The sequence below is a fragment of the Litoreibacter ascidiaceicola genome, from assembly GCF_900129235.1.
GTDB classification, from domain to species: Bacteria; Pseudomonadota; Alphaproteobacteria; order Rhodobacterales; family Rhodobacteraceae; genus Litoreibacter; species Litoreibacter ascidiaceicola.
Window position 1 is genome coordinate 440,870 of the sequence record NZ_FQUV01000001.1, and the last position, 24,000, is coordinate 464,869.

20 protein-coding genes are annotated in these 24,000 nt (G+C 58.3%); 9 read left to right on the forward strand and 11 right to left on the reverse strand.

The features are described 5' to 3' along the window. Position 1 precedes the first annotated feature (1 nt). Together secD and yajC are read right to left on the reverse strand one after the other, a co-directional pair. Positions 2–1,672, reverse strand: a complete 1,671-nt coding sequence (gene secD / locus BUB72_RS19010; RefSeq protein ID WP_245814688.1) for a protein translocase subunit SecD — start codon at positions 1,670–1,672, stop codon at positions 2–4. Between the two features lie 3 nt (positions 1,673–1,675). After that, positions 1,676–1,996 (reverse strand): preprotein translocase subunit YajC, encoded by a 321-nt coding sequence (gene yajC, locus BUB72_RS02065; protein ID WP_073139774.1) that lies wholly within the window; start codon positions 1,994–1,996, stop codon positions 1,676–1,678. Positions 1,997–2,168: 172 nt separating this feature from the next. Here yajC and serS point away from each other — a divergent pair, with 172 nt between their 5' ends. From serS to BUB72_RS02105, 8 genes are all read left to right on the forward strand, one after another. Then, positions 2,169–3,458, forward strand: coding sequence for a serine--tRNA ligase (gene serS / locus BUB72_RS02070; RefSeq protein WP_073140478.1), 1,290 nt, complete (start codon positions 2,169–2,171; stop codon positions 3,456–3,458). 97 nt (positions 3,459–3,555) lie between these two features. After that, positions 3,556–4,260 carry a hypothetical protein gene (locus tag BUB72_RS02075; protein WP_073139775.1) on the forward strand — a complete coding sequence of 235 codons (705 nt, stop codon included), beginning with the start codon at positions 3,556–3,558 and terminating at the stop codon, positions 4,258–4,260. Positions 4,261–4,320: 60 nt separating this feature from the next. Continuing rightward, on the forward strand, positions 4,321–5,106 hold the full coding sequence (gene surE / locus BUB72_RS02080) for a 5'/3'-nucleotidase SurE (RefSeq protein WP_073139776.1): 786 nt from the start codon (positions 4,321–4,323) through the stop codon (positions 5,104–5,106). Beyond that, positions 5,103–5,756, forward strand: a complete 654-nt coding sequence (locus BUB72_RS02085; protein WP_073139779.1) for a protein-L-isoaspartate(D-aspartate) O-methyltransferase — start codon at positions 5,103–5,105, stop codon at positions 5,754–5,756. Before surE ends, BUB72_RS02085 begins: the two co-directional genes overlap by 4 nt. A gap of 78 nt (positions 5,757–5,834) precedes the next feature. Then, the gene (locus BUB72_RS02090) at positions 5,835–6,980 is read left to right on the forward strand and encodes a M23 family metallopeptidase (protein WP_073139783.1); all 1,146 of its coding nucleotides are present in this window, start codon (positions 5,835–5,837) and stop codon (positions 6,978–6,980) included. Positions 6,981–7,102: 122 nt separating this feature from the next. After that, positions 7,103–8,158: a Hint domain-containing protein gene (locus BUB72_RS02095; RefSeq protein WP_073139786.1), complete on the forward strand. Its 1,056-nt coding sequence runs from the start codon at positions 7,103–7,105 to the stop codon at positions 8,156–8,158. An 815-nt stretch (positions 8,159–8,973) separates the two neighbouring features. Further along, entirely contained in the window at positions 8,974–13,653 is a 4,680-nt protein-coding gene (locus tag BUB72_RS02100; protein WP_217653834.1) for a PKD domain-containing protein, read from the forward strand. Positions 13,654–13,671: 18 nt separating this feature from the next. Further along, positions 13,672–14,334, forward strand: coding sequence for a hypothetical protein (locus BUB72_RS02105; protein ID WP_073139792.1), 663 nt, complete (start codon positions 13,672–13,674; stop codon positions 14,332–14,334). A gap of 606 nt (positions 14,335–14,940) precedes the next feature. Here BUB72_RS02105 and BUB72_RS02110 read toward each other — a convergent pair. The 6 genes from BUB72_RS02110 to BUB72_RS02135 form a co-directional block, all read right to left on the reverse strand. Then, complete coding sequence (locus BUB72_RS02110; protein ID WP_073139795.1) at positions 14,941–15,483, reverse strand: hypothetical protein; 543 nt, start codon at positions 15,481–15,483, stop codon at positions 14,941–14,943. Between the two features lie 10 nt (positions 15,484–15,493). Continuing rightward, positions 15,494–16,375, reverse strand: coding sequence for a hypothetical protein (locus tag BUB72_RS02115; protein WP_073139798.1), 882 nt, complete (start codon positions 16,373–16,375; stop codon positions 15,494–15,496). Then, positions 16,368–17,387, reverse strand: a complete 1,020-nt coding sequence (locus BUB72_RS02120; protein WP_175549107.1) for a DUF4123 domain-containing protein — start codon at positions 17,385–17,387, stop codon at positions 16,368–16,370. Before BUB72_RS02120 ends, BUB72_RS02115 begins: the two co-directional genes overlap by 8 nt. 347 nt (positions 17,388–17,734) lie before the next feature. Next, positions 17,735–18,748, reverse strand: coding sequence for a zinc-binding alcohol dehydrogenase family protein (locus BUB72_RS02125; protein WP_073139806.1), 1,014 nt, complete (start codon positions 18,746–18,748; stop codon positions 17,735–17,737). A gap of 23 nt (positions 18,749–18,771) precedes the next feature. Beyond that, positions 18,772–19,566, reverse strand: coding sequence for an SDR family NAD(P)-dependent oxidoreductase (locus BUB72_RS02130; protein ID WP_073139809.1), 795 nt, complete (start codon positions 19,564–19,566; stop codon positions 18,772–18,774). After that, positions 19,559–20,527, reverse strand: coding sequence for an LLM class oxidoreductase (locus BUB72_RS02135; protein WP_073139812.1), 969 nt, complete (start codon positions 20,525–20,527; stop codon positions 19,559–19,561). The genes BUB72_RS02130 and BUB72_RS02135 overlap by 8 nt, the downstream gene beginning before the upstream one ends. Positions 20,528–20,652: 125 nt before the next feature. Between BUB72_RS02135 and BUB72_RS02140 the strand changes: the two genes are divergently transcribed. Beyond that, on the forward strand, positions 20,653–21,576 hold the full coding sequence (locus BUB72_RS02140; RefSeq protein ID WP_073139815.1) for a LysR family transcriptional regulator: 924 nt from the start codon (positions 20,653–20,655) through the stop codon (positions 21,574–21,576). Positions 21,577–21,649: 73 nt separating this feature from the next. Here the strand turns inward: BUB72_RS02140 and BUB72_RS02145 are convergent, their stop codons facing one another. From BUB72_RS02145 to tatB, 3 genes are read right to left on the reverse strand one after another with little or no spacing between them, the layout of a single operon-like run. Continuing rightward, on the reverse strand, positions 21,650–22,489 hold the full coding sequence (locus tag BUB72_RS02145) for an ATP-binding protein (RefSeq protein ID WP_073140481.1): 840 nt from the start codon (positions 22,487–22,489) through the stop codon (positions 21,650–21,652). Positions 22,490–22,499: 10 nt separating this feature from the next. Beyond that, positions 22,500–23,423: a twin-arginine translocase subunit TatC gene (gene tatC / locus BUB72_RS02150; RefSeq protein ID WP_073139818.1), complete on the reverse strand. Its 924-nt coding sequence runs from the start codon at positions 23,421–23,423 to the stop codon at positions 22,500–22,502. Continuing rightward, the gene (gene tatB, locus BUB72_RS02155) at positions 23,420–23,968 is read right to left on the reverse strand and encodes a Sec-independent protein translocase protein TatB (protein ID WP_073139821.1); all 549 of its coding nucleotides are present in this window, start codon (positions 23,966–23,968) and stop codon (positions 23,420–23,422) included. Before tatB ends, tatC begins: the two co-directional genes overlap by 4 nt. Positions 23,969–24,000: the final 32 nt, after the last annotated feature.

Here is a 24,000-nt window from a genome sequence, read left to right on the forward strand (position 1 = left end):
CTTAGACCTCGATCTGTTTGGGGCGGCGGCGTTCGAACCAGAACACGATGATCAGGCGCGTCACGTAGATCGCGGTGAAGACCGATGTCATGATGCCAAGGCCCAGCGTCACGGAGAAGCCGCGAACAGGGCCGGAGCCCATCACGAACAGGATAACGGCCACGATGAATGTGGTAACGTTGGCGTCGAGAATGGCCGACAGGGCCTTTTCGTAGCCCAGTTCGATCGCGCGGGCGGGGCCTTTGGAGGTTTTAAGCTCCTCGCGGATACGCTCGAACACCAGCACGTTGGCATCGACCGCCATACCGATTGTCAGCACGATGCCCGCGATACCCGGCAAGGTCAGCGTGGCCCCGATCAGGGACAGCAGGCCGAAGATCAGCCCCACGTTGATGATCAGCGCGATATTGGCGAAGAGGCCGAAGGTGCCGTAGCTGAGGAACATGAAGACCAGCACGCCGATGAAGGCGATGATGCAGGCGATTTTGCCGGCGTCGATGCTGTCTTGACCCAGTTCAGGCCCGACGGTGCGTTCTTCAAGGAATGTCATTTCGGCAGGCAAGGCGCCCGCGCGCAGCAGCACGGCGAGGTTGGTGGATTCTTCCACCGTGAAATTGCCGCTGATTTGACCGGAGCCGCCAAGGATCGCCTCGCGTATAACGGGCGCAGAGATCACTTCGTTGTCGAGCACGATAGCAAACGGCGCGCCGACGTTTTCGCTGGTGAAGACGCCGAACTTGCGTCCACCGGATGTGTCAAAGCGGAAGGTCACGGAAGGGCTGCCGTTCTGGTCAAAAGCGGGCTGCGCGTTGGCCAGATCCTCGCCCGTCACGACAGGGGTTTGCTCCAGAATGTAGAACGTGCCTTGCTCTTGAGGGTCGATGGACGGCACCAGAATTTGGCGGCCAGACACGCGCTCGTTCGGGTTAGAGGTCCGTGTGATGACCGGATGGAAGGTCAGCTTGGCGGTGGTGCCGATCAGCTCTTTCAACTCGGTCGCGGAGCCGATGCCCGGCACCTGAATAAGGATGCGGCGGTCGCCCTGGCGTTGGATGGTCGGCTCGCGGGTGCCAGCCTCGTCCACGCGGCGGCGGATGATTTCGAGCGATTGCTGCATGGTGCGGTCATCGGTGGCAACACGTTCCGCATCCGACAGCGTTACCGTCAGGATGTCGCCCTGCCCCGACACTTCGATGTCGTTGCTGCCCGCACCCGTCAGGCTGACCACAGGGGTCGCCAATTCACGCACAAGGCGGATGGCCTCCTGCATTCCGGCGGGGTTCGAGATTTTGACGCTCAGCGTGCCGGGGGCGGCGTTCTGGCGGCGGATGGTGCCCACGGTATCGCGGGCGTCCCGCAAGGCGTCGCGCACCTCCGGCCAGTAACCGTCCATGCGGCTGTCATAGACGTCTTCAACATTCACCTCGGCCAGCAAATGCGCCCCGCCCCGAAGGTCGAGACCCAGATTGACCAGCCCTGACGGCAGGAACCCCGGCCAGCCAGCGGCGTCCGCTGTAAGTTCCGGGGTGGCCGCCGCCCCCGCGTCGAGCGCGGTTACGGCGTCGTTGTGCTTTTCAACGGTCGGATAGAAGCCGTTGGGCAGCGCCAACGCCAACCCCACAAGCACCGTCAGCAGGATCATCACCCGCTGCCAGGAAGACATCTGAAGCATGGTTTATTTCGCCGGTTCGGTTTTGCTGACCACGGAAGCCAAGGTCGATTTGATCACGCGCACTTTGACGCCTTCCGCGATTTCGACTTCAACTTCGCCGTCTTCTTTGACTTTGGACACTTTGCCCACGATGCCGCCTTGGGTGATCACCTGATCGCCACGACGCACGGCTTCAACCATGGCTTGGTGGTCTTTGAGCTTCTTCTGCTGAGGGCGGATCAGCAAGAAATACATGATCGCGAAAATCAGGATGAGGGGGATGAATGAAGTGAAAGCGCTTCCTGCGCCTCCGGCGGCCTGTGCGTAGGCAGGTGTGACGAACATCTGCAGTCCTTTATCTATGGGCCAAGAGCGGCCTTTGTCAGTTGCGCCGCACCCTACCTTCGGGGCCTAGGGGCCGCAAGGCGGGTTCAGTCGGAAAATATAGGTTCAATTGGTCTTTGTGATGAGGCATATGGGGCCTCACGATCAACTTTTGAATAAGGACGAGACAGAGATGCACGACATCCGCATGATCCGCGAGACCCCAGAGGTCTTTGACGCCGCCATGAAGCAGCGCAAATCGGATGTGTCCTCGTCCGACGTTCTGGCCATCGACGCGGCCCGCCGCGCCAAGATTAGTGCGGCCGAGGAAGCCAAGGCCGCACAGAACGCCGCCTCCAAGGAAGTGGGGGCCGCGAAGGCCAAAGGCGACGAAGCCGAGTTCGAGCGTCTGCGTGCATTGGTCGGCGACAAGAAAGCCGAAGTGGCGCGTCTGAATGACGAAGCCAAGCTGGAAGACGACAAGCTGACCGAGTTGCTGATGGGCCTACCCAACATCCCGATGGACGGCATCCCCGAGGGTGACAGCGAGGATGACAATGTCGAAATCAACCGCTGGGGCACCCCGCGTCGCTTTCCGTTTACGCCGAAAGAGCATTTCGAATTGCCGGGCGTCGTGCCGGGCATGGATTTCGAGACGGCGGCGAAGCTGTCCGGCTCGCGGTTTGTGCTGCTGAAGGGTGCTGTGGCACGTATTCACCGTGCCTTGGCGCAGTTCATGCTCGACACCCATGTGGAGAACGGCCTGACCGAGACATGGACCCCCGTTCTGGTGAACGAAGCGATGATGTATGGCACGGGCCAGCTGCCGAAATTCGGCGAGGACAGCTACCAGACGACCAACGGCCAATGGCTGATCCCGACCTCCGAGGTGACGTTGACCAACATCGTCAACGGCGAGACCGTGGACGAGGCCAAGCTGCCAATGCGCATGTGCGCCCATTCGCAATGCTTCCGCTCCGAAGCGGGCAGCGCGGGCCGCGACACGTCGGGCATGCTGCGTCAGCACCAGTTCGAAAAGGTCGAGATGGTGTCGATCACCAAGCCCGAGGACTCGCGGTCGGAACTCGACCGCATGACCGCCGCCGCCGAGAACTTGCTGGAAACGCTGCTTATTCCGTTCCGCACGGTGGTGCTGTGTACCGGCGACATGGGCTTCGGAGCAGAGCGCACGCATGACATCGAGGTGTGGTTGCCCGGCCAACAGGCGTACCGCGAGATTAGCTCGATTTCCGTGATGGGCGCGTTCCAAGCGCGGCGGATGAATGCGCGGTTCAAGCCTGCGGATGGCGGCAAGCCGGAATATGTGCATACGCTGAACGGCTCTGGTCTAGCGGTCGGGCGCTGCTTGATTGCAGTGCTGGAGAACGGGCAGCAGGCGGATGGCTCTGTGGAACTCCCCGTGGCGCTGCACCCGTATCTGGGCGGCAAAACCACGCTGGACCCGTTCGGTACGCTGATATAACGCAATCAGCACGTGGCGGATGTTTTCTTGGAACCTGAACGCTATATATCGCGTTTGAGAGCGCGGCTTGCCCGCTAAATCAAGAAGGGTGGCGCATATGAAAGCTTGGGCAGTATTGATCGCGGCAGTGGCATTTGTTGTGTCGCCGTTTGTTACCGAAGGTTTCGCAGGCTTCCGGCCTGACCAGTTCCCGATTCCGCAAGACGACGCACCCGTGCAGCCGTCAGGCTACGCCTTTTCCATCTGGTCGGTGATTTATCTGTGGTTGCTGGTCTCCGCTGTGGTCGGTGTCTGGAAGCATCGCGATAACCCTGCTTGGGAGGCCGCGCACTTGCCGCTGATCGCGTCGCTTGCCATCGGGGCGTTCTGGATCAAGGTGGCGACGCTCTCTGTTATCTGGGCGACCGTGTTGATCTGGGCCATGCTGCTGACCGCGATCTGGGCGCTGGTTGCTGGGCGCGCGATCAAGCCCGCTTGGGAATTTGCCTTACCTGTCGGGTTATATGCAGGGTGGCTGACCGCGGCGTCCTGTGTCTCCATCGGGCTGCTGGGGGCCGGGTATGGCATTGGCGGAAACGCGGTCATGTGGGCCTTGCTGATGGTTGGCGTGGCCATGCTGATCGGCGTGCTGGTACAAAAGCAGGCCTTCGGTATCTGGACTTACGCGCTGGCGCTGGCTTGGGCCTTGGTCGGCGTCATGGTCCGCAATGGCACCGAGACTTTGTCCGTCACGCTGTTTGCACTGGCCGGAGTTGTTGTAATTTCGGGACTTGCCCTGCGTCAGTTGCGCGCCGAAGCCTGACCCCGCTTTACCGACCGCCCAGTTTTCCCTAAAGCTAGGCTAAAAAGGTCGGTCACTTCCATGCGCATTCTGATTACCAATGACGACGGCATTAACGCACCGGGCCTAGAGGTCATTCACGCCATCGCAACCGAGGTCGCTGGTGCCGGTGGTGAGGTCTGGACCGTGGCCCCCGCCTTCGAGAAATCCGGCGTCGCCCATTGCATCAACTACGCCCACCCCACCATGCTCGTGGAGCTGGGCGAGCGCCGCTTCGCCGCCGAGGGCGCGCCTGCGGATTGCGTGCTGGCGGGCGTTCACGAGGTTATGGGACTGGCCAAGCCGGACCTGATCCTGTCAGGCGTCAACAAGGGCAACAACTCTGCCGAGAACACGGTCTATTCCGGCACCATCGGTGCCGCCATGGAAGGCGCGTTGCAGGGGGTGAAGTCGATTGCCATGTCGCAATATTTCGGCCCTGCCAATGTGAAGCTGGAAAATCAGTTCGATGCGTCGGCCCAGCACGGCGCAGCGCTTGTCAAAAACCTGCTTGAAAACGGCATTTGGGGCGGTGATGGCTACCAGACCTTCTACAATGTCAACTTCCCGCCTGTTGCGGGCGCGGATGTCAAAGGCACCCGTGTGGTGCGCCAAGGCTTGCGAAAAACCGGAGGAATGGGCGTGCAAAGCCACATGCCGCCCAACGGTCGCAGGTACCTTTGGATCAAGGGCAATCCGCAAAACACCTGTTCGGGCGAGAACACAGACGCCACGGTCAATATTGACGGCTGGATTTCGGTCACCCCGATGCGCTGCGACCTGACGGCGCATGACCTGTTGGACGATCTGGAGAGCCGCTTGCCATGAATGACGCGACGACCTCTGAAGCGGAACGCAAAATGCAGTTTCTCTTTGGTCTGCGCTCCAAGGGGGTGATGGACCAACGGGTTCTGACCGCCATGGAGAAGGTCGACCGTGGCGCGTTCGTCACCGGCACATTTTCCGACCGCGCCTACGAGGACATGCCCCTGCCGATTGCCTGCGGGCAGACCATTTCGCAGCCGTCGGTTGTGGGGCTGATGACGCAGGCGTTGGACGTGCAGCCGCGCAACAAGGTGTTGGAAGTCGGCACCGGCTCCGGCTATCAAGCGGCGGTGTTGAGCCACCTCGCCCGCCGCGTCTACAGCGTCGACCGCCATGCGCGCTTGACACGCCCTGTGCGCAAGCTGTTTCAGGACCTGGACATCCACAACGTCACCATCGTGACCGGCGACGGCAGCTATGGCTTGCCCGAACAAGCGCCGTTTGATCGCATCCTTGTGACCGCCGCTGCGGAAGATCCTCCCGGCCCCCTCTTGGCGCAACTGCGCGAGGGCGGTATCATGGTTGTGCCGGTGGGGCAGTCCGACGCGGTGCAAAGCCTGATCAAGGTGACAAAGACCCCGCAAGGGTTTGACTACGAAGAACTAATGCCGGTTCGCTTCGTCCCTCTGCTAGAGGGTTTGGGGCAGGACTAAACCAAAAGGCCCAGACATAAGGGCCATGGATTGAGGAAGAAGATTATGCGCAGCAGGCGTTTTAGCAAGATATTGCCTATGGTGGCACTGGGATTCGGGCTGTCGGCTTGCGACGGGCAGATCGGGCAAAGCATTGCCAATCTGGATCTGGATTTGCGCGGCACTGCCGGCGGTTTGGACACGTCCAGCGCGGCACGCCAAGCGACCGGAACACGGCCAAGACCCGACAACAGGGGCGTGATTTCCTACCCGAATTACCAAGTGGCCGTGGCCGAACGTGGCGACACCGTGTCCTCGGTCGCCACCCGTATCGGGGTGAACCCGCAAGAATTGGCTAGCTACAACGGGTTGCGCCCAGGCGACAAGCTGAACAAGGGCGAGGTTCTGGCCCTGCGTGGCACGGTTGCGACCGCGCCTACAACGACAGGTGGCAACACCCAGCCGCTCGACATTACCGAGATTGCGACGACCGCCATCGGGCGCGCGCCGCAATCGCAGGTCCCGCAAGGCACCGCCAGCAAACGTATCGACGGGCCAGAGCCCATTCGCCATCAGGTGGGCCGTGGCGAGACCGCCTACTCCATCTCGCGGCTGTATAACGTGTCCGCGCGCTCGCTGGCCGAATGGAACGGGCTTGGCCCCGATCTGGAGGTCCGCGAAGGTCAATACCTGCTGATCCCCGTGGCCAAGGACGGCTCGCCAACGGTGAAAGCACCGGTTCAGGAGGCCGCGGTTGTAGCCCCCGGCGCTGGCAGCCCTACCCCGCAACCGCCCTCAGCGACAAAACCGCTTCCGGCCGAGAAGATCGCGCCAAAGGTCACACCAGCCGCGGCCCCTGCCGCAACACCGGCAGCCCCGGCGGCGGCAAGCAAAACGGCGAAGCTTCTGGCCCCCGTGTCCGGCAGCGTGTTGCGCCCCTACAAGAAGCGCAAGAACGAAGGCATCGACATCTCGGCCAGCACCGGAACTCCGGTCAAAGCGGCTGCCGATGGCGAGGTCGCAGCGATCACCCGTGACACGGATCAGGTGCCAATTCTGGTGCTGCGCCACGCCGGAAACCTGCTGACGGTGTATGCCAATATCTCGGATATTACGGTGAAAAAGGGTGACAAAGTCACGCGTGGCAAGACCATTGCGAAAGTTGGCAAGGGCTCCCCGAGCTTCCTGCATTTCGAAGTGCGCGAAGGGTTTGAAAGCGTCGATCCGGCGCCATTCCTGAAGTAGCAATTAAGGCAAAGGCGGGGAGTTTTGCCAAAACACTCCCCGCTTTCGTCTCAATTCGGCCCGTAAATACCCCGATTTGGAGGTCATTGTTCACTTAGCGTAAACAGTGATCGGGGCCTCCAATGCCCATCTACTACGGATATTCCAACGCCATTTTTGGCACGCAGAGCACTGTCAACGGCTCGGCGCATAACTATGCCTATGGCCCGCCCTCCGGCGGGACTTGGACATGGACCGGGGTGAGCACCAGCTTCCATGTGCGCGAAAACGACGGCGCGACCCAGTACAATGGTGATCCGACCAACGAACAAATCAGTGCCCAAGAGCAATTTGGCGGGGTCGGCGAGCAGGTCACGCTTATCGGCGGAACTTATTACCAGACGATCTGGGACTACACGTTCCAAGTGACCGCCCCCGATGGCACAGTATACCGCATCGGCGTCATCGACGTTGATTTGAACACCGACGACGACGTCGAAGACACCGTCGGCGGGGTTGCGGAAAACGGCTATTATCTGGTGTTCCCTGACGGCGTGCCACCAGCAGGCGTCAACTATACCATTGGCGGCATTGTCGAAAACGACAACATGACCCCCCATACGGGTCTTGGCGCGCAAGTTGTGTGCTTCGCCGCCGGAACCCTGATCGAGACCGAAAATGGCCCCGTCGAGGTGCAATATCTGCAACCCGGTGACAGGATCATGACCCGCGATGCCGGGCTTCAGGAACTGACATGGACCGGCGGTCGTCGCGTGGATGCAACGGGCGATCTGGCCCCCATCGTCATCACCAAAGGCGCGCTTGGCAACGACCGCGATCTGGTGGTCTCGCCCCAGCACCGCATGCTGATCGAGGGCTGGCAGGCCGAGCTTTGGTTTGGTGAGGCGGAAGTGTTCGTGAAAGCCAAAGACCTCGTGAACGACGATACGATCTATGTCCGCGAGGGCGGCAAGGTCAATTATCACCACATTCTGTTCGAGGACCACCAAGTGGTGTTTGCGGAAGGGGCAGCGTCGGAAAGCTTCCACCCCGGCCCGCAAGCCTTTGGCGCGCTGGACCAAGGCCCCCGCGACGAGCTGCTGCGCCTGTTCCCCGATCTGTCCAATGTGTCGGCGCCTGTCATGCCTGCCGCGCATATGAGCCTGAAAGGGTTCGAGGCGGTGTGCTTGTTGCATTGAGGGATTGGCTCAATGGCAGCTATGCGGACGAAGCCGCCGTTCGGCATATTAGTGTCGCGGCCTCAAACTAAGAGAATTGAGTTTTTAAATTTTAACAAACATGGCATAAATTGAACCACCTCAAGTTCGACAGAAATGTTAGCCTCAATGAATAACAGAAAACTTCTTTTGACCTTAAAATCTTGGGCTACTGGTAGGTTTCTTCTTTGGAAAAACGCTTATAATAGCGACTGCAAGTGCGGCGTTGCTATGGTGGTTGATTGAACCAATCATACAGAAAATTTGTGAAGATAAGACCGAAGAATGATGGCCGATTGAACAGTAACACTGGGCTCTCTCCTGACGCCTTTGCCGCGTTTGCTGCGAAGGGCCGCTGCAGGAAACATAGCCGTTCGCTGCGCTGTGCACGAACTGGTAAGACGCGGACTTTTTAGACATTCGGTTCACCTGCGCCAACCGCTGCTTTCATGAATTTCGACCATCGATAAGTTCATTTTCAAGCCAATCCTCCGTTCACGAGCTTGATGCGCAGTCCGAACAATCTGAGGTACAGGAAATCCGAGCTGCGCCGGGGGGCTCACGACGGTAAAACGGCGCGGGTAAATTCGCCTGTAGATGCGCCTTTCATGAGACATCAAGGCCTCGCGGCCCTGCTGCTCCCGCCCGCTCGACGATGCGCGGCAAATCTCCTTTCAGGCGGTCAATCGAAAAAAACTGCAATCTGTGGTATAGTAACTGCGCTCCATTTACCTTTTTCCGTCAATTTTTCATGCAGGTCTCTGATGTTTGAGATTATTTTTCAGATTCGCGATGTAATGATTTTCCGCATCTTTGACGCAATGCGCAAAGCCGCGCTTCCCATCTTTCCCCAAACTCTGACGACGCCGCTGCCGATAGATTTGGGCGACGGCACGTCGGTGTCGGCGGTGATCAATATCCCGGACCACGTGTTTCCACTTTCGCTTGACGAGAGTGATCAGGTCATCGAGCTTTCGATGCCGGAAATTCCTTTGCAGCTTGTTGCGACCTCTGGAGTTGCAGGCGGGGATACCCTTTACGAGACAGAGATAGCCTATTTGCTACGGTTGCCGATCTCGACAGATACGTCGGATCCGGACCGGGTGCGCGTGGGCTCCGATCCGGCTGATTTTGGCGCAGGCACCGTCAGTGCAGCCCTCTCCGATGGCCATCCGCTTGAAGATGACGCGGTTCTGTTGGGGCTTCTCAACCGGATTTTTCAGGCGCTTTTGAACGACGGCGGCTTCCCGATGACCCAGGAAATTCAGGACGCACCGCTGCCTGGGATGCCGTTCGAAATTTCGACCTTTATCTGGTTCAATGAGAGTATTCAGTCGACCGATGCACTGTCAGCGCGGGTCGAGCCTTCGCCAGTGCCTGGACCGGCATTCCGCTTCGTCGTTCCGTTGGAGTTCACCGCCAGCCTGGAATTGCCCAATAGCGAGACACCGCTGAATTCGGTCAACGCGCTGGCTGAAATCTCCGCCGATGTCGCTGTGTTGCGCGATCTCAATCCTGGTGGCAACACTCCGGCTCAGATAACAATTCGCCTAGCGGATGCCGTGATCGAACTGAACATACTGCAAATTCTCTCAGGTCCCGATATCACCGCGGATCCCGCATTGTGGTATGCGATTCAGGACTTCGTGCGCGACCGTGTGCAAGCGGTGTTGGAAGACATTGGCGATCAGACCATTCAGATGCTGTCGACCGATCAGATCATTGGATTACTGGTCGGATTAATGCGTGATGCGCTGATCACGGACCGGGACGACGATGGTGAGCCGGATTTCATTTCGCTGTGGGAAACCGCACGTGATGAGCAAATCGACACCGTCGACGTGGCCATCACCGACGATGCGCTTTCTATCGGGATCAATGGTGATGGTGGCAGCGACATCGCCGACACGGAGGTCTTTATTCCGACCAACCGTGATTTTGCCGTGCGCGTCAGCGGTGAGCCGCTGCTTGAGGAAATCGCGATATTGCTGGTCACTCCTGCGGAATACGATGATGTGGCGGGTGTCTTGCGCCTTGCCACCATCACGCCCGAAGGCTCTACCAACATCACCCTGCGCGGGTTCGAGAGCGAAAGCGGAACCGTGCGTGCTGGCACACGGCTGGTGATCGACGGGTTCAACTATCGGGTGTTGGCGGACGCCGAAATCTCGCGGTTGGATGACGACGATAATGACCCGTCAGAGGGCAATAACCGCAACCAAGCTGAGGTGTCTATCGACACTGCACTGCCTGAAGACTTCAGCGATGATACGCGAGTGCGGGTGGAATTCGGTCTCGGCTTGCCGATCACGCAGCGGCTCACCAGCCTTTGGGATTTCCGCGTTAATGACGACGTCACGCCGAGTCTCGAGAACGGGGCAATTCGCCTTGCCGGTCGCGGACGGCTGATACGAACCTTGCCGGATATTGGCGCCGATATCTCGCTCCGCCTTGGGATGGGCTGGGAAGGGACCGGTACAGTGCGCGGCGGCGGGCAGATTGGAGACAGCCTGGCTATCGCGACCATTTCCGAAACGCTGCGCAGCTATTCCGAGGGATCGCTTGTCGTGGTCGATGATGACCGCACTGTCTATAGCGTAAGCGATGATGCGGCGGCGGGCGACACAACGCTTGAATTGTCGGAACCGCTGGGCCAGTCGCCGGATGACGGGGCCATGGTCTCTCTGCGCTGGTTGGCCATCGGGCGCGTGCTTGGGGCGTCCCAGTCAGATGACAGACTGCGTCTTGGCAACTTGACGGAAGGCGCGGGGCTCATTCCGTCCGGCGCGTTCCTAATCGTATCGGGCGTGCGTTTCCGGATAGAAGATGACGCTGCCATCGCCGTTGCCGGAACAGCAACAGTGCGTCTGTCAAAGCGGCTGGATGACGAGCTGACCTCGGCCCCTGATATGGGTGATCGGGTGACAATTAGCGGTGGCTGGTCCGGACGCGCCATTGTGGCTCAGGACGATGCACTGGGCGACACCATCGCCATTCAAAGCATCAGTCGGACGATCCCAAGCGGGACGGAACTGACCATCGCCGGGATCAACGGCACCTTCAAAGTGGTCAATCCGCTCGACAATGAAGGCAACCGCATGGAGGATGTGGAGATTGTCGGCAACGCCGCAGAGGTCCTGCTGAAAAATCAGGCGGTCGATGAGATCCGCAGGCTCCTTCCAGAACTTTCGAACGACGCGCTGTTGTGGGAGCTTTTTGGTCAACCACCCGAGAACGCTACGGTGCGTCGCCGCGCAGGCGGGCAAGGCACGGATGTACGCCGCATCGGAAACGTTGACGTCAACCTCGACAGCCCTTTGCTCGAAGCATTGGCGGCCATTGGCGGCGCGATTGCAGGGCTAGTCGTGCCCGGTGGTATCTTTCTGCGCGGGGTGGTTGCCGCTGTCGTCGGAGTCATCTTGCGCAACGTCTTTCGCAACCTGCTGAAGCGCAAGGCAAACGGGTTCGACATTCCCGATGTTATTGACTTGCCGATTGAAGACCAGCTTCGTGGGCTGGGTGTCTTTCTATCGCCGATCCTGAACAACCCGATCGAGATATCGCCGGACGGTTTGTTGTTTGCCGGGCAGGCGACACCGGCCAGCGCTTATCCTGAAACGGACGAGCTGCGGGCCGAGACCATGGGGCCTTTTACCTTCACTGCCGCTGAGCCCGGTCAGCTTTTGGGCAGTGGACCGGCGCCAGCCACCGCGTATCGCTGGCAGACGGGTGATGGTGCGCTGCTCAACGGACCATCTGCGGCGCACACATACATCAGACGCGGCACCTATGTGGCCGCGTATTCGGGGCTCAACACGCGCTTGATCGCTGAGAGACGAACAAGTGCATTGGCACGCGTTGATGTGCGCAATGTCCCCCCCGTTCTTGGTGTCCTGCCGCAGCTTTCGGGCCTTGAAGGCGAAGAAATCGTGCTGACGGCAGATTTTACCGATAGTGCCTATACCGATGCGCATCGCGCTATCGTGCACTGGGGTGATCACTCCTTGCCTGAATTTGCCGAGTTGACCGAAATTCTGGGACCACCCCAAACAACCGGCGCGCTGACTGCGCGGCACCGCTATTGTGACAATGGCGAATTCATCGTCACGGTAATTATTGAAGACGCACAAGGTGGTACGGAACGGCGCGAAACCCGCGCGCTGATCGAAAACGTACCTCCGACGGTAGAGGCGGGCCCGGATGTGTTTGCGCATCCCTGCGTGCCAATCCGGCTTGTCGGGCACTTCACGGACCCTGGATGGTGCGACACTCACACCGGTGTCTGGGATTTCGGGGATTGCAGCGCCCCATTTCCGGCCACCATCGAACAGACGAACGAGCCTTACATCGGACGCGGCACGGCCACAGCGACGCATTGCTATACCGACTGCGGCGTTTGGCAGGTGCGCTTGACAGTCACAGACGACGATGGCGGTGTCGGTACAGACTCGCTGGTCGTCACCTATAGCGATCTGAAAAACGGCAGTTTCGAAGATGGCTTCGCGCGGTTTGACCTTGGCGATGTAGGACGACACTGGCAGCCATATGCGCGTCCGGCCACGTCTGTTCCGCCACCCGAGCCGGTGTTTGCATGTGAAAGCTGCATCGTTTTTGAAGGTGACAGTGCGCAATCGATCCGCGCGCTGGGATACGAGTATGCGGGCCTTTTGCAGAGTTTCGGTGCGAATGTAGGCTGGGAATACCAAGTGGTGGCCCGGATGCAGATCACCGGGCGCACGGCCACGGGTTGGCTAGGCATCGATCCGGAGGGCGGCGACGATCGCGCGGCCTCTTCGATTGTCTGGCGCAGCCTTGCCGCCGTTGAGGGTTGGCAAGGCGTGTCCACTCGCGCGGTGGCCGCGGCAGACCAGGTCACCGTCTTTGCTGAAGTGCGCGAACCGGGCAATCAGTCGCTCATTCTTGATGCTGTTGCGATGCATGCCTATCCATGTCCACCGCAAGAGACCGAACCAGAAGAGCCATGCGGCCAGCCCGAGGATCCGCCGGACGAAGAAGTCTGTGTGTTGCTGCGCGAACTGACCCTGACGCCTCCATTTACCTCTCCGCTCAATTTTGGCGATTTCTCGTTCGAGCTGGCCAGCGGTGGCAACCTCACGACCGTGACCTTTGGGGCGCCGGCGGGTGCGCGCAAGCTGCTCATTCCTGACAGCGACAGGCCTAATCACCTAATTGTCACCCCGCCAGGAATGGCAAGCTCAGCAACCGCGACAGTGTCCGGCCCGCCAGATCAGTTGATCGAACTGCGGGCCCGTTCGGCCGGCGGCGCGCTGCTTGCATCCGACCAAAGCACTCAGGCTGGGATCCGCGAACTGACCGTCACCGCCGCGGGGATCGCCACCTTGGAGTTGTTCAGCGCGCGGCGCGGCACTTTGCACAGGCTCTGCGTCAACAACAGCCCAGGACATGCGGGGCCGGACGAATTCACGGCTCAGCTACCATTCCCTCAACCCGGTTAATCGAAAGGATATCTCGCTATGACACGTTCCCTGATTGCTCTCATTGGCCCCTCAGCCATTCTTTTGGCAAGTTGCACCGCCATCATCGACTCCCATGGAAATGGCTCATCACCCGCTGGCCCCGGCGATCTTCCCGGTCCACCACCGGGCGATAGCATGAGTGCCTCGGGGCAAGTGTTGTTCAACGGCGGCAGTATGCAGTTGTTAGCCACGACGGGCAATCAGACCGGCGTCGCCTTTCGGCCTGATGAAGACCACGGCAGCCCGGATGAATACACCCTGTCCTTTGCGGGCGTGATCACCCTGATCACAGCGCAGCCAGTGGTCGCGGTGGATGTTTTTGACACCAGTCAACGCCTTGGTTGCGGGCTTGAAATCAGCGGAGGCGAGTTCCGCCTTGTGAGCGGCAACGGGACCAACGTGATCGGCACCTATAGTGCGCAGGCCGATGAGCATCGTGTGATCCTGCGCATTGCGGATCGCTGCTTTGTTAACATTCGCCAGTTCGGACAGGGATTGGGCCCCAACTCCCCACTGACCGCACCGGTGATCGAGGCCGCAGCACCGATGGCGGCAAGTGATTTCGGGATACTGGAACGTGTGCAGGTCGCATACGAGCAAGTCACGCCAAACACGCCGGGCAGCTACTTCCTTGGCAGGCTTACCGTCAGTGCGAGGTAACCCTGTCCCAGAGCTGTGCGTGTCGGCCAGGAGGTGCAATAGCTCTGGTTTAGGGGATAATGTATCATGGCCTGGCCCTCGGCTACCTTGCTCACATTGATTTGGAAGTTTCTCAATCTCTTTTTCGGTGCAAAGAGTTTCGAAAGGTCAAATGAGTGAAGGCCGGATTTTTGAGATGATTGAAGAACAAGGTTTCAGCGTAGCGCGACATAGGATGTCGACAATACAGGTTTGTCGCTAACGCCGTTTCATCTATGGGCTTTCTAACTGTTCAATCGCAAATGGCACCCCGACCCACCTAGTTGACGTTGCTCAACAGTAGCTGAGATTTTCGAAAGCGGACCATAGCCATGCTGCATGAGATTTGCGAGTTGCGGACCTATTCCCAGCTTTCTCTGCCTTTCGCACCAAAGGCCGGTCTGGGAATTCGTGCCGTTCGCCGTACCATGCATAAACTGACACAATGCGGACCAAGCAGACCTTGTCGACCGCGTGGCCAATGACCGCTTTTGAAATGCAGCGCCGGGAGCCCGACGCACCAAGGGCGGGAAGCCGTCGTTCGCTGCAAGTGCAAATTGATTTATGCCGTATGATGAAAATGGACGCTTAACGCGCGGTGACATCGATGTTGCGTTGAGCGCCGTCGGCGTCTTCATAAACATCCGAACGCAGATCAAGCTGAAATGCACGCGGATGCTCGGCGTTTTCGAGCCGTAGCAGATCTTCCAGGCCCCAATTGCAGATGGTCAGTTGCTCTGGCAGGAACAGCGTAACCGAGAGATAGCCGCCATTTGGATAGCCGTTATCAGGGCGGTTTGGAAACAATATCTCGATGTCCATTTTACGGCGCGCCAGCCCTGCATAAGACACTAAATCTCCGCCGCCAGACGGATTAAAGACCGAGAAAACCATCTGGGCTTTATCAGGTATCGCGACCGGAAAGTTAATCAGAAACCTCAGCGGCACCGAGGCTTCTGTCGCTATTGGAGTGACCGTCTTGTCGGTGAGTAAATAAGCTTCTTCGTATTCAGGAAGGCTGACAAGGCGGCAACTGGCGACATTGGCAGGGTCGGACATTACTGTTCTCCAGGCAAGGAAAAGAATGGCAATTGAAACGGCGAGAATGGCTGTGCGGGCAATGAGTTTCATGCAGCCTTCCTTAAGGGGTGATTGTGGCGAAACCGGGCGGCTCGCTTGCTGGGGTGCTATGTTGCACGGGTAGTGCCAAAGCTCCTGCTGTGGGCCATAACGCGTAGTCGTTCGTTCCTTCGGCACTTCCTCCCCAAAGCCCCATAACCCCACTGCCCAAATCGGGGTGCGGGATTGCTTCGTATTGAGGCGATAGCGTGATCAAAGACCCTTCATGTGCTGCGCGCCCTGTGCGTAAGGCGGACTTGATTGTTGGTTCGTCGGCACGGTCGCGTACGACATCGCCATAAAATGTTTTTCGGTGGTAAGCCCTGACGGTTACGTTGAAATGGCTGGCCATCACCTGCCCAAGGCTTGATCCCGCAAATGGAGCAACCGCGGTGCGGCACGCATAAGAATAGATTTTACCGTCGGGATCAAAGATATCTGACGGTAAGCCGGTTATGTCGCCGCCGGTGATGTCGACCCTTGGGCTTGCGTTATAATTTAGGGCTAACTTTCCGGGCAATCCATGAGAAAACACGACCAAATTGCGAATCTTATATTCAACGCCATCTACAGTACGGGTCCTTAGATGCGTTAGAACATCAGCCTTTGAAGCGCACCGTACGATGTTGATGCTTAGATTATCTCTCAGCCAATCCAGCGCCAAGAGCTCGCCTCGCACATATCCCGTAGGTACATAAAGGACCGACGTACGCCCTACGGAACGCAAATACCCTGGAGGTGGGTTGCGTCCTTGTGCGAGCGCAAAACCCGAACACAGGAACATGTTTTGGAGCCAAAACATGCGGTACTGCATTTCGGAGCCGATGATAATAACGTTCTCCATCTCGCAAGGGCAGCGTTGGGCCGTGCCATCAGCATCGTCTTCAGACGAAAAGTCATTCATGGAACGCTCCATTCATGTCAGGCAACGCGCGCGCCGCAGCAAGGAAACTTCGCGCTGCACTTAAATCGTCGGGGAAGGCTCCAGAGCGGACATGATCGCGGTGGATGGCTTCGTAAGAAATGCCGCGCTGTGAGAATAGCACACAGGCCAACACGTAGTCGTAAATTGCTTTCTCGCGGTGATAGCCCGCGAGTTTGGCCGCGCCACACCATGCGTCCACCTGTGCAGTGTCTAGATTATTTTGCGGTAATTCTGTGCGCATTGCGCTGGCCACACGCGTGCAAAATCTAGCCCAACGGGCCTGCTTGAAATACGGCGCATAGATGCTGACGATATCGCGTGACGAGGCGACGCGAGTGGCTGGCGTGTTGATCTGAACTAAGTGAACCATGTCGCCCACCTGCCAGAACACGGCGCTCAGTACGCCTGCCCCAAAACGGCGATACGCTTCCGCTGGGTCACTTTCAAAGAGCGGCCAAAACGCGCCCGCCATTTGAGGCTCCCAGAAGCGAAAGTAGAACCAGTTGTCGTGCGCATCGCGCACACGCACCAGCTTACGCAAGTGGCCCCAGACGGCATCGAACCCTTGTTCGGATTGAACGAAGATGCCAGCATTCATTCCCCATAAATGCCAACCTGTGGCACTACCCGTGGCCTGCGTGAACAGGTTTCTACTGAACGTCGTGTTCGGTTTCAACTGCACCAACCACGGCCCATGTGGGCCGTATTTGTCCAATGTGTCCTCAGTGAAGAGACATCGATGCGGTAACCCAGATGTCTCGAGAAGTTCTGGTAGCAAAGGCACCACTGCCGCATCCAGGATTGCATAGCAATATAAGTCGGGGGCGGCTGGGAAGGTCAAATCGGCCAAAATTTCGGGCGCATCTTCCTTTTCTGCCAAGCCAAATTGTGTATCGAGCGGGACGATCGGTCCAAGCTGCGAAACGGAAAAATAAGTATGGTCCTGCGCTGATTGCGGACGCGGGGATTCAAAAGTAGTCAAACCAGTCACCAAAAAAATATTTCACTAGTATTTACAATAATTTCTAGGCTTTCAAGCCAGTTAAGAAAATCTTCGGAATTGTATGAATTGGTCGATGACCGCATTTAGCAGATGCAGCGAATGTCTCCTTCGACGGTCTGCGTTGCTGCATTAAAACGTCATGGTGAACGGCAGCTCAGGGCCGATAGCAGTCCCCTGCCGAGACCACCCAGAGGTCGGCTATGCGGGAAAAGCACCATTTTGCTGCACGTCCGCCAATGTCCGGTTTCGCTCTTACGCTTTGTGACATGGACCAACTATTCAGAGAAAAGGTAAATGGCGGATGGCACCGACGTCTTAGTGCCACCCGCGATGCCTTAGAAGCCTTCAAGCACCAATTTACCCTTGGCTTTGTTGCTTTCGAGAATTGCATGGGCGCGTCTCAACGTGGCCGCATCGATCTTTCCCAAAGTCTCGGTCGCTGTTGAGCGGATCTTGCCTGCGTCAAGCAGATCAGCCACTTCATTCAAGATGTCATGCTGGCGGGTGATATCGGCAGTTTGGAATAAGGACCGCGTGAACATCAGTTCCCAATGGGTCGAGACGGCTTTGATCTTGAACGGCATGATGTTGAGCGTCTCAGGGTCGTCGATCAGGCCGAACCGGCCTTGTGGGGCGATAAACTCGGCGATCTGTTCGATGTATTGATGGGTGTGCGTGGTTGAAAACACATAGCCAGGCTGACCAACTCCCAAGGCCTCGATTTGGGGTGTAAGGGGTTTTGTGTGATCAATCACGTGATGTGCGCCAAGGTCTTTGACCCAGTCATGAGTCTCGGGACGCGAAGCGGTGGCAATGACCGTCATATCTGTCATGGCGCGCAGCAGCTGGATCGCGATGGACCCCACGCCGCCTGATCCGCCGATAATGACAACCGCATTGGCCGCACCGGGGACGGGTTCATTGACGCGCAAACGGTCGAACAACATTTCGTAAGCCGTCAAGGCGGTGAGGGGAAGGGAGGCCGCTTGCGCCGGTGTGATCGACCTCGGGGCTTTGCCGACGATACGCTCGTCCACGAGGTGGTATTCGGCGTTTGTGCCGGACCGATTGATCGCGCCCGCATACCAGACAAGATCGCCTGCTTTGAACATGGTCGCGTCTTCGCCAACGCTGACAACTTCACCGACTGCATCCCAGCCTAGGATCGCAGGGGCGTCGCCTTCGGGTGGTCGGTTCATGCGGATTTTAACGTCGACAGGGTTAACAGACACGGCTTGCACGTGCACCAGCAGGTCGCGGCCTGTGGCAACGGGTGTGTCGATCTCGATGTCGATCAGGGAGTCTGCGCGATCAAGCGCGCCTGCGATTTTGTATCCAACGGCTTTCATAGTCTGGTCTCCTTTTGGAGTGTTCAGGTGTTCAGAAGATTAGAAGAGACGACCTCTATGGCCTGAATCACGGCGCTGACCTTCGTAGGATCAAGGGCGTCCGGATGAGTTGGCCCAAAATCGCCAGCGTCGTTGTCATAATAACGACCGGAGACATCTGCAAAATCAGCATCAAGGGCCGCGCGGTACACGATGGTCGCGCCAATCGCGAGGTCATTGCCCACGATGCCATATCCCTCTTTGACCATATTGCTCGCAAGCAGCGAACCGGGATTCACGGCGACAACGATCGGTCCTTGAGGGAGTTTGGAGGCGAGGTCTTGCGACCACATCGTGATGGCCAGTTTGCTTTGCGCATAGGCGTTTGAGGCGTCCATTGCGATGCCGTCTTTGAACGCTGCCAGATCAACGGGGGCTTGTGCCGCAGAGGAAAGATTGATGATCCGGCCGTCGGTGCCCATGAGGGGCAACAGGCGTTCGGTCAGTATATAGGGCGCAATCGTATTGACCATAAAGCGCAGATCCAAACCATCTGCCGTGACCGTTTGTGAGGCTTTAAAGACGCCAGCGTTGTTGATCAGCACGTCGATGCGTGCGTGATCGCCGGTGATTTCACTCGCCAGCCTTATGACGTCAGCGGTGAGGGACAAGTCCGCCAGATAGCCTTGGGTGTTCCCGCCAATGGCCGTGCGTGCGGCCTCTATTTTGGCGGCGCTGCGCCCGTGAACCAAAATTGTGTGGCCCTCTTGCGCAAGCAGTTTCGCTGTCTCAAGGCCGATCCCATCGGTGGCCCCAGTGATCAGAATAGTCTTAGACATGAGAAGTCCTCTCGGTTGGAAATGCGGGCAGGATGTCGTTTGCCAGCCGTTTCATCGTTGTTTCTGTATCGCCGGAACTAAGCCGCAGGTTCAGCGCGACGTGATTGACGCCAGCGTCCTGCAAAGCCTCGAGGTAGCGGCGAAGGTAATCTGCACCCGACTGAAACCCCAAATGAATGGGGCGCGCCACAGCGTCTGGATCGTCCAGAAGATCGACATAAAGCGACTGCATCACAGGCTTGTCCGGCTGGCCCATGGCCGTCACGCGGGCGCGGAATTCCGCTATGGCTTGCGCTTGAGAGGCCGCATCACGTGGATAGGTAATCCAGCCGTCGCTGTTTTGCGCGACCCAATCAGGGTGCTGACGGCTGCCACCCGTCACGAGCAACGGCAGCTTTCCGTCCGTTGGTTTTGGTAACATGTCTATCGCGCCGCGTGATGAGCCTTGCGCTGTCTCGTAGTCGGGAAAATCATCCGCCATGGATCGAATATAATCAAAGCTGTCGCGAAACCGATCGCCGCGATCCTCAAACGACATGTTCATCGCGGGATATTCTTCGGGGCGATCACCGGATGCCACGCCAAGCAGCAAACGCCCGCCAGACAAAACATCCACGCTAGCCGCTGACTTGGCCACATGCGCCGGATGGCGCAACGGCAAGATCACGCTGGCGACGCCCAATGCTATGCGGCTGGTTTGACCCGCCAACAGACCAAGATAGACAAATGGGTCAAACATCTGCCCCGCATCGCCAAAGGACGGCACGTTGAATGGCACATCGCGCAACCACACAGCAGCGAACCCGAGGTCCTCTACCAAGCGGACTCGCTCCAGATGGCGGGTCATAGTTGGCACGGAACCACTGGCATAGCTTTCCAGCGGCACAACCAAACCAATGCTCAGCTTTTTCGGGCGGAAAACCGTGTTGTAAGCCGTGTTGATGGGGCTGAAATTAGTCATTGAGATTTTGGTACTCTGGAAATCAGGTTCGGGGATTGACCCGCTCCAGGATATCTAGATTATATGGATATAATTCATAAGATGGAGAATTCGGATTTCATAATTCCGATTTGGTATATAATCACATGGATACTGAAAGCGTCAGATTATTTGTGCTCTGTGCTGAAAAATTGAACATCAGCGCGGCGGGTCGCGCACTAGGCATGGCACCCGCCGTCGCAAGCGCGCGGTTGGCCAAGTTGGAAAAAATGCTCGGCGCAGATTTGTTACGCCGTTCAACGCGGAAGGTGTCTTTATCGCTGGAAGGGGCAGATTTCCTGCCTTTTGCCAAGGAAATGCTGGCCCAAGAAGATGCAGCCCTTGGGGCGCTGGGGATGGTCACGCCGACCGTGAGCGGCACATTACGATTTGCGGCCCCCAGCACCTTTGCGCAAAACTATATCGCGCCCATTTTGCCTAAGTTTCTGAATACCTACCCCGATATTACCCTCGATTTGCGCCTGTCGGATACGCAATTCGACTTGATAGAGGGGAGTTTCGATCTCGCACTTCGCAATCAAGCGATGTCTGATAGCAGCTTGAAGGGCCGTAAGCTGGCCGACGATACCCGCGTCCTTTGCGCATCTCCTACGTATCTGGCCGATCACGCCCCCCTTGAAAAACCAGCCGATCTCGCGCGACATAGATTAATTGCGTTCAAGGATTTCTCCACAAGGGGATTGGTGAATCGTGCTGGACAAAAGGCGCACTTCGACCCCAAGACCGCAACATCGCGCCTGCTGTGCGATGACGGGCAAAGCCAGAAGATCGCGACGATGGCGGGGGCTGGCATCTCCATTAACTCGATGTGGAGCGTGCACCGCGAACTGGCGAGCGGCAATCTGGTGCGGATTTTGCCAGACTACAGGCTGGATCAGCAAACGGGGCTTTGGCTCGTCTATCCGAAATCGAACGTGCTGACAGCCAAGGTGCGGGTGTTCATCGATTTCCTATTGGATGAAATTGGCGGAGTCTTGTCGGACCTCGAACGCACCGACGCCCCTGATTGAATGCTAAGCGGACATTTGTGCATCATGCAGCATCGGTCAAATTGGACTCAAATCCTACATCCACAGCTTCGCCCTAAACCGTCAGCCCCCGACGCCCCGCCAAATCGGTAAAAAACTGCCACGCCACACGGCCAGAGCGGCCACCGCGTGTTTGTTGCCACTCGATGGCTTCGGCGCGCAGGGTGTCATCTTCAATCTGCACGTCATGCGCCGCGCAATAGCCACGTATCATGTCGAGGTATTCGTCTTGCGTGCAAGGGTGGAAGCCCAGCCACAACCCGAAGCGGTCGGACAGGGAGACCTTCTCCTCGGTCGCTTCGGACGGGTTGATCGCCCCGCCCCGCTCGTTCTCGATCATGTCGCGCGGCATCAGGTGGCGGCGGTTCGAAGTGGCGTAGAAGATCACGTTTTCGGGGCGGCCTTCAATGCCGCCGTCCAGAACCGCTTTCAGCGATTTGTAATGCTGGTCGTCATGGCTGAAGCTCAGGTCGTCACAATAAAGCACGAAACGGTGGTCAGAGGTGCGCAGCAGGTTCAGCAATCGCCCGATGGAGGGCAAGTCTTCGCGCTGCACCTCGACCAGTTTCAACGGCAGGCCAGCGGCCACGATGTCGCCATGCACCGCCTTCACCAGCGAGGATTTCCCCATCCCGCGCGAGCCCCAGAGCAGCGCGTTGTTGGCGGCAAACCCGTTGGCGAATTGCAGCGTGTTGGCGTGCAGCGTGTCACGGGCGCGCTCGATCCCGATCAGCAGATCAAGGGCGACGCCGTTTACGCTGTGCACAGGCACAAGGTGGTCGGGCTCGACATGCCACAGAAAGGCGGACGCGCCGTCAAAGTCGGGGGCATCTGCGGGCGGCGGTGACATGCGCTCCAACGCTTGCGCAATACGGTCCATCGGGTCGTCGATCATGCCATGCACCTTACGGGCCGCGATCTTCTGGATGACCCTCGCCATCGTCAGCGTCGGCATCAGGCTCGGCGTCAAGATCGTCTTCGTCGCCCCAAAGCCCCTGTTCACGCAGCTTGATTTCGCGGTCTTTCTCAACGCGCGCGACAAGGAAGATGGAGATTTCGTAAAGGCCGTAGACCACCACGAACAGGATCAGTTGCGTTGTGACATCGGGTGGCGTCACCAAAGCGGCCACGACCAAAATGCCGACAACGGCATATTTGCGCGTGTTGCGCAGCCCGTCAGCGGTGGCGAGGCCCGCCTTGCCCATCAGCGTCAGCAACACGGGAAGCTGGAAGCACAACCCGAAGGCGACGATCATTTTCAGCGTGATATCAAGGCTTTCGTTGACCTTGCCGTTAAAGACGATGTCGATGCCGGTCTCTCTGGTGGCCTGTGTCAGCTCTCCCGACGCGACCATTGCCGCAAAGAAGGAGGGCAAGTCCGCGAAGCCCAGAAAGAACTGCATCGCCAACGGAACCACGATGTAATGCGCGAAAGCCGCCCCCAGCGTGAACAGCAACGGCGACGCGACGAGGAAGGGCAGGAAGGCGTTCTTTTCGTTCTTGTAGAGACCCGGTGCCACGAAGCGCCAGAGCTGGTAGCCGATGACCGGAAAGGCCACGAACAACCCGCCGACCATGGAAATGCGGATCAGCGTGAAGAAGTATTCCTGTGGTGCTGTGTATTGCATCACCGGGTTGGGATTGCCGAGCGAGCGCATGGTGTTTTCGATCGGGACCAGCAGGAAGTCGAGAATTGCACCGCCAAAGGTAAAGCAAATGATCATGCCGACGATGAACGCCATCGCGGCGCGGATCACGCGGGTGCGCAACTCGGCCAAATGCTCGATCAACGGGGCGGAGCTGTCTTCGATATCGCTCTCAGCGCTCATGTGTCGGCTTTCTTGGCTTTAGGCTTGGGCTTGGCTGCGGGCTTCGCCTTCGGCTTGGCGGCAGCTTTCGGTTTGGCAGCCGCTTTCGGTTTGACGGCAGGCTTAGCGGCCTTGGGTTTGGCCGCAGTTTTCGGCTTGCTAACGGATTTCTCCGCCTCGGCCTTCGCCGCTGCCTCTTTCGCCAAACGCGTTTCGGCGGCTTTCGCGGTCGAGGCTTTGATCTTTTCGGCGGCTTCGGCACGTTCCTTGGCCAGTTTCTTGGTCTCGGAGCCGTCAGGGAATTTGTCGAAGTTGGTCGCTTCGCGGATCTTGTCGAGCCCCATCTTCTTGGGGTTCGCCGCCGCTTTCACGGTCTCCGCCACGTCCTTGACGCCAGCCTCGTCGGCGGCGTCTTCCATCGCGTGGCTGAACTCGCGGGCCATGCGTTTGGCCTTGGCGGTGAACTGCCCCAGCGTGCGGAACATACCCGGCAGGTCCTTGGGGCCCACCACGATCAAGGCCACGAGCCCGATCACCAACAGCTCGGTCATGCCGATGTCAAACATGGCCTGTGCCCCTGCTCCGCATTCCCAACCTG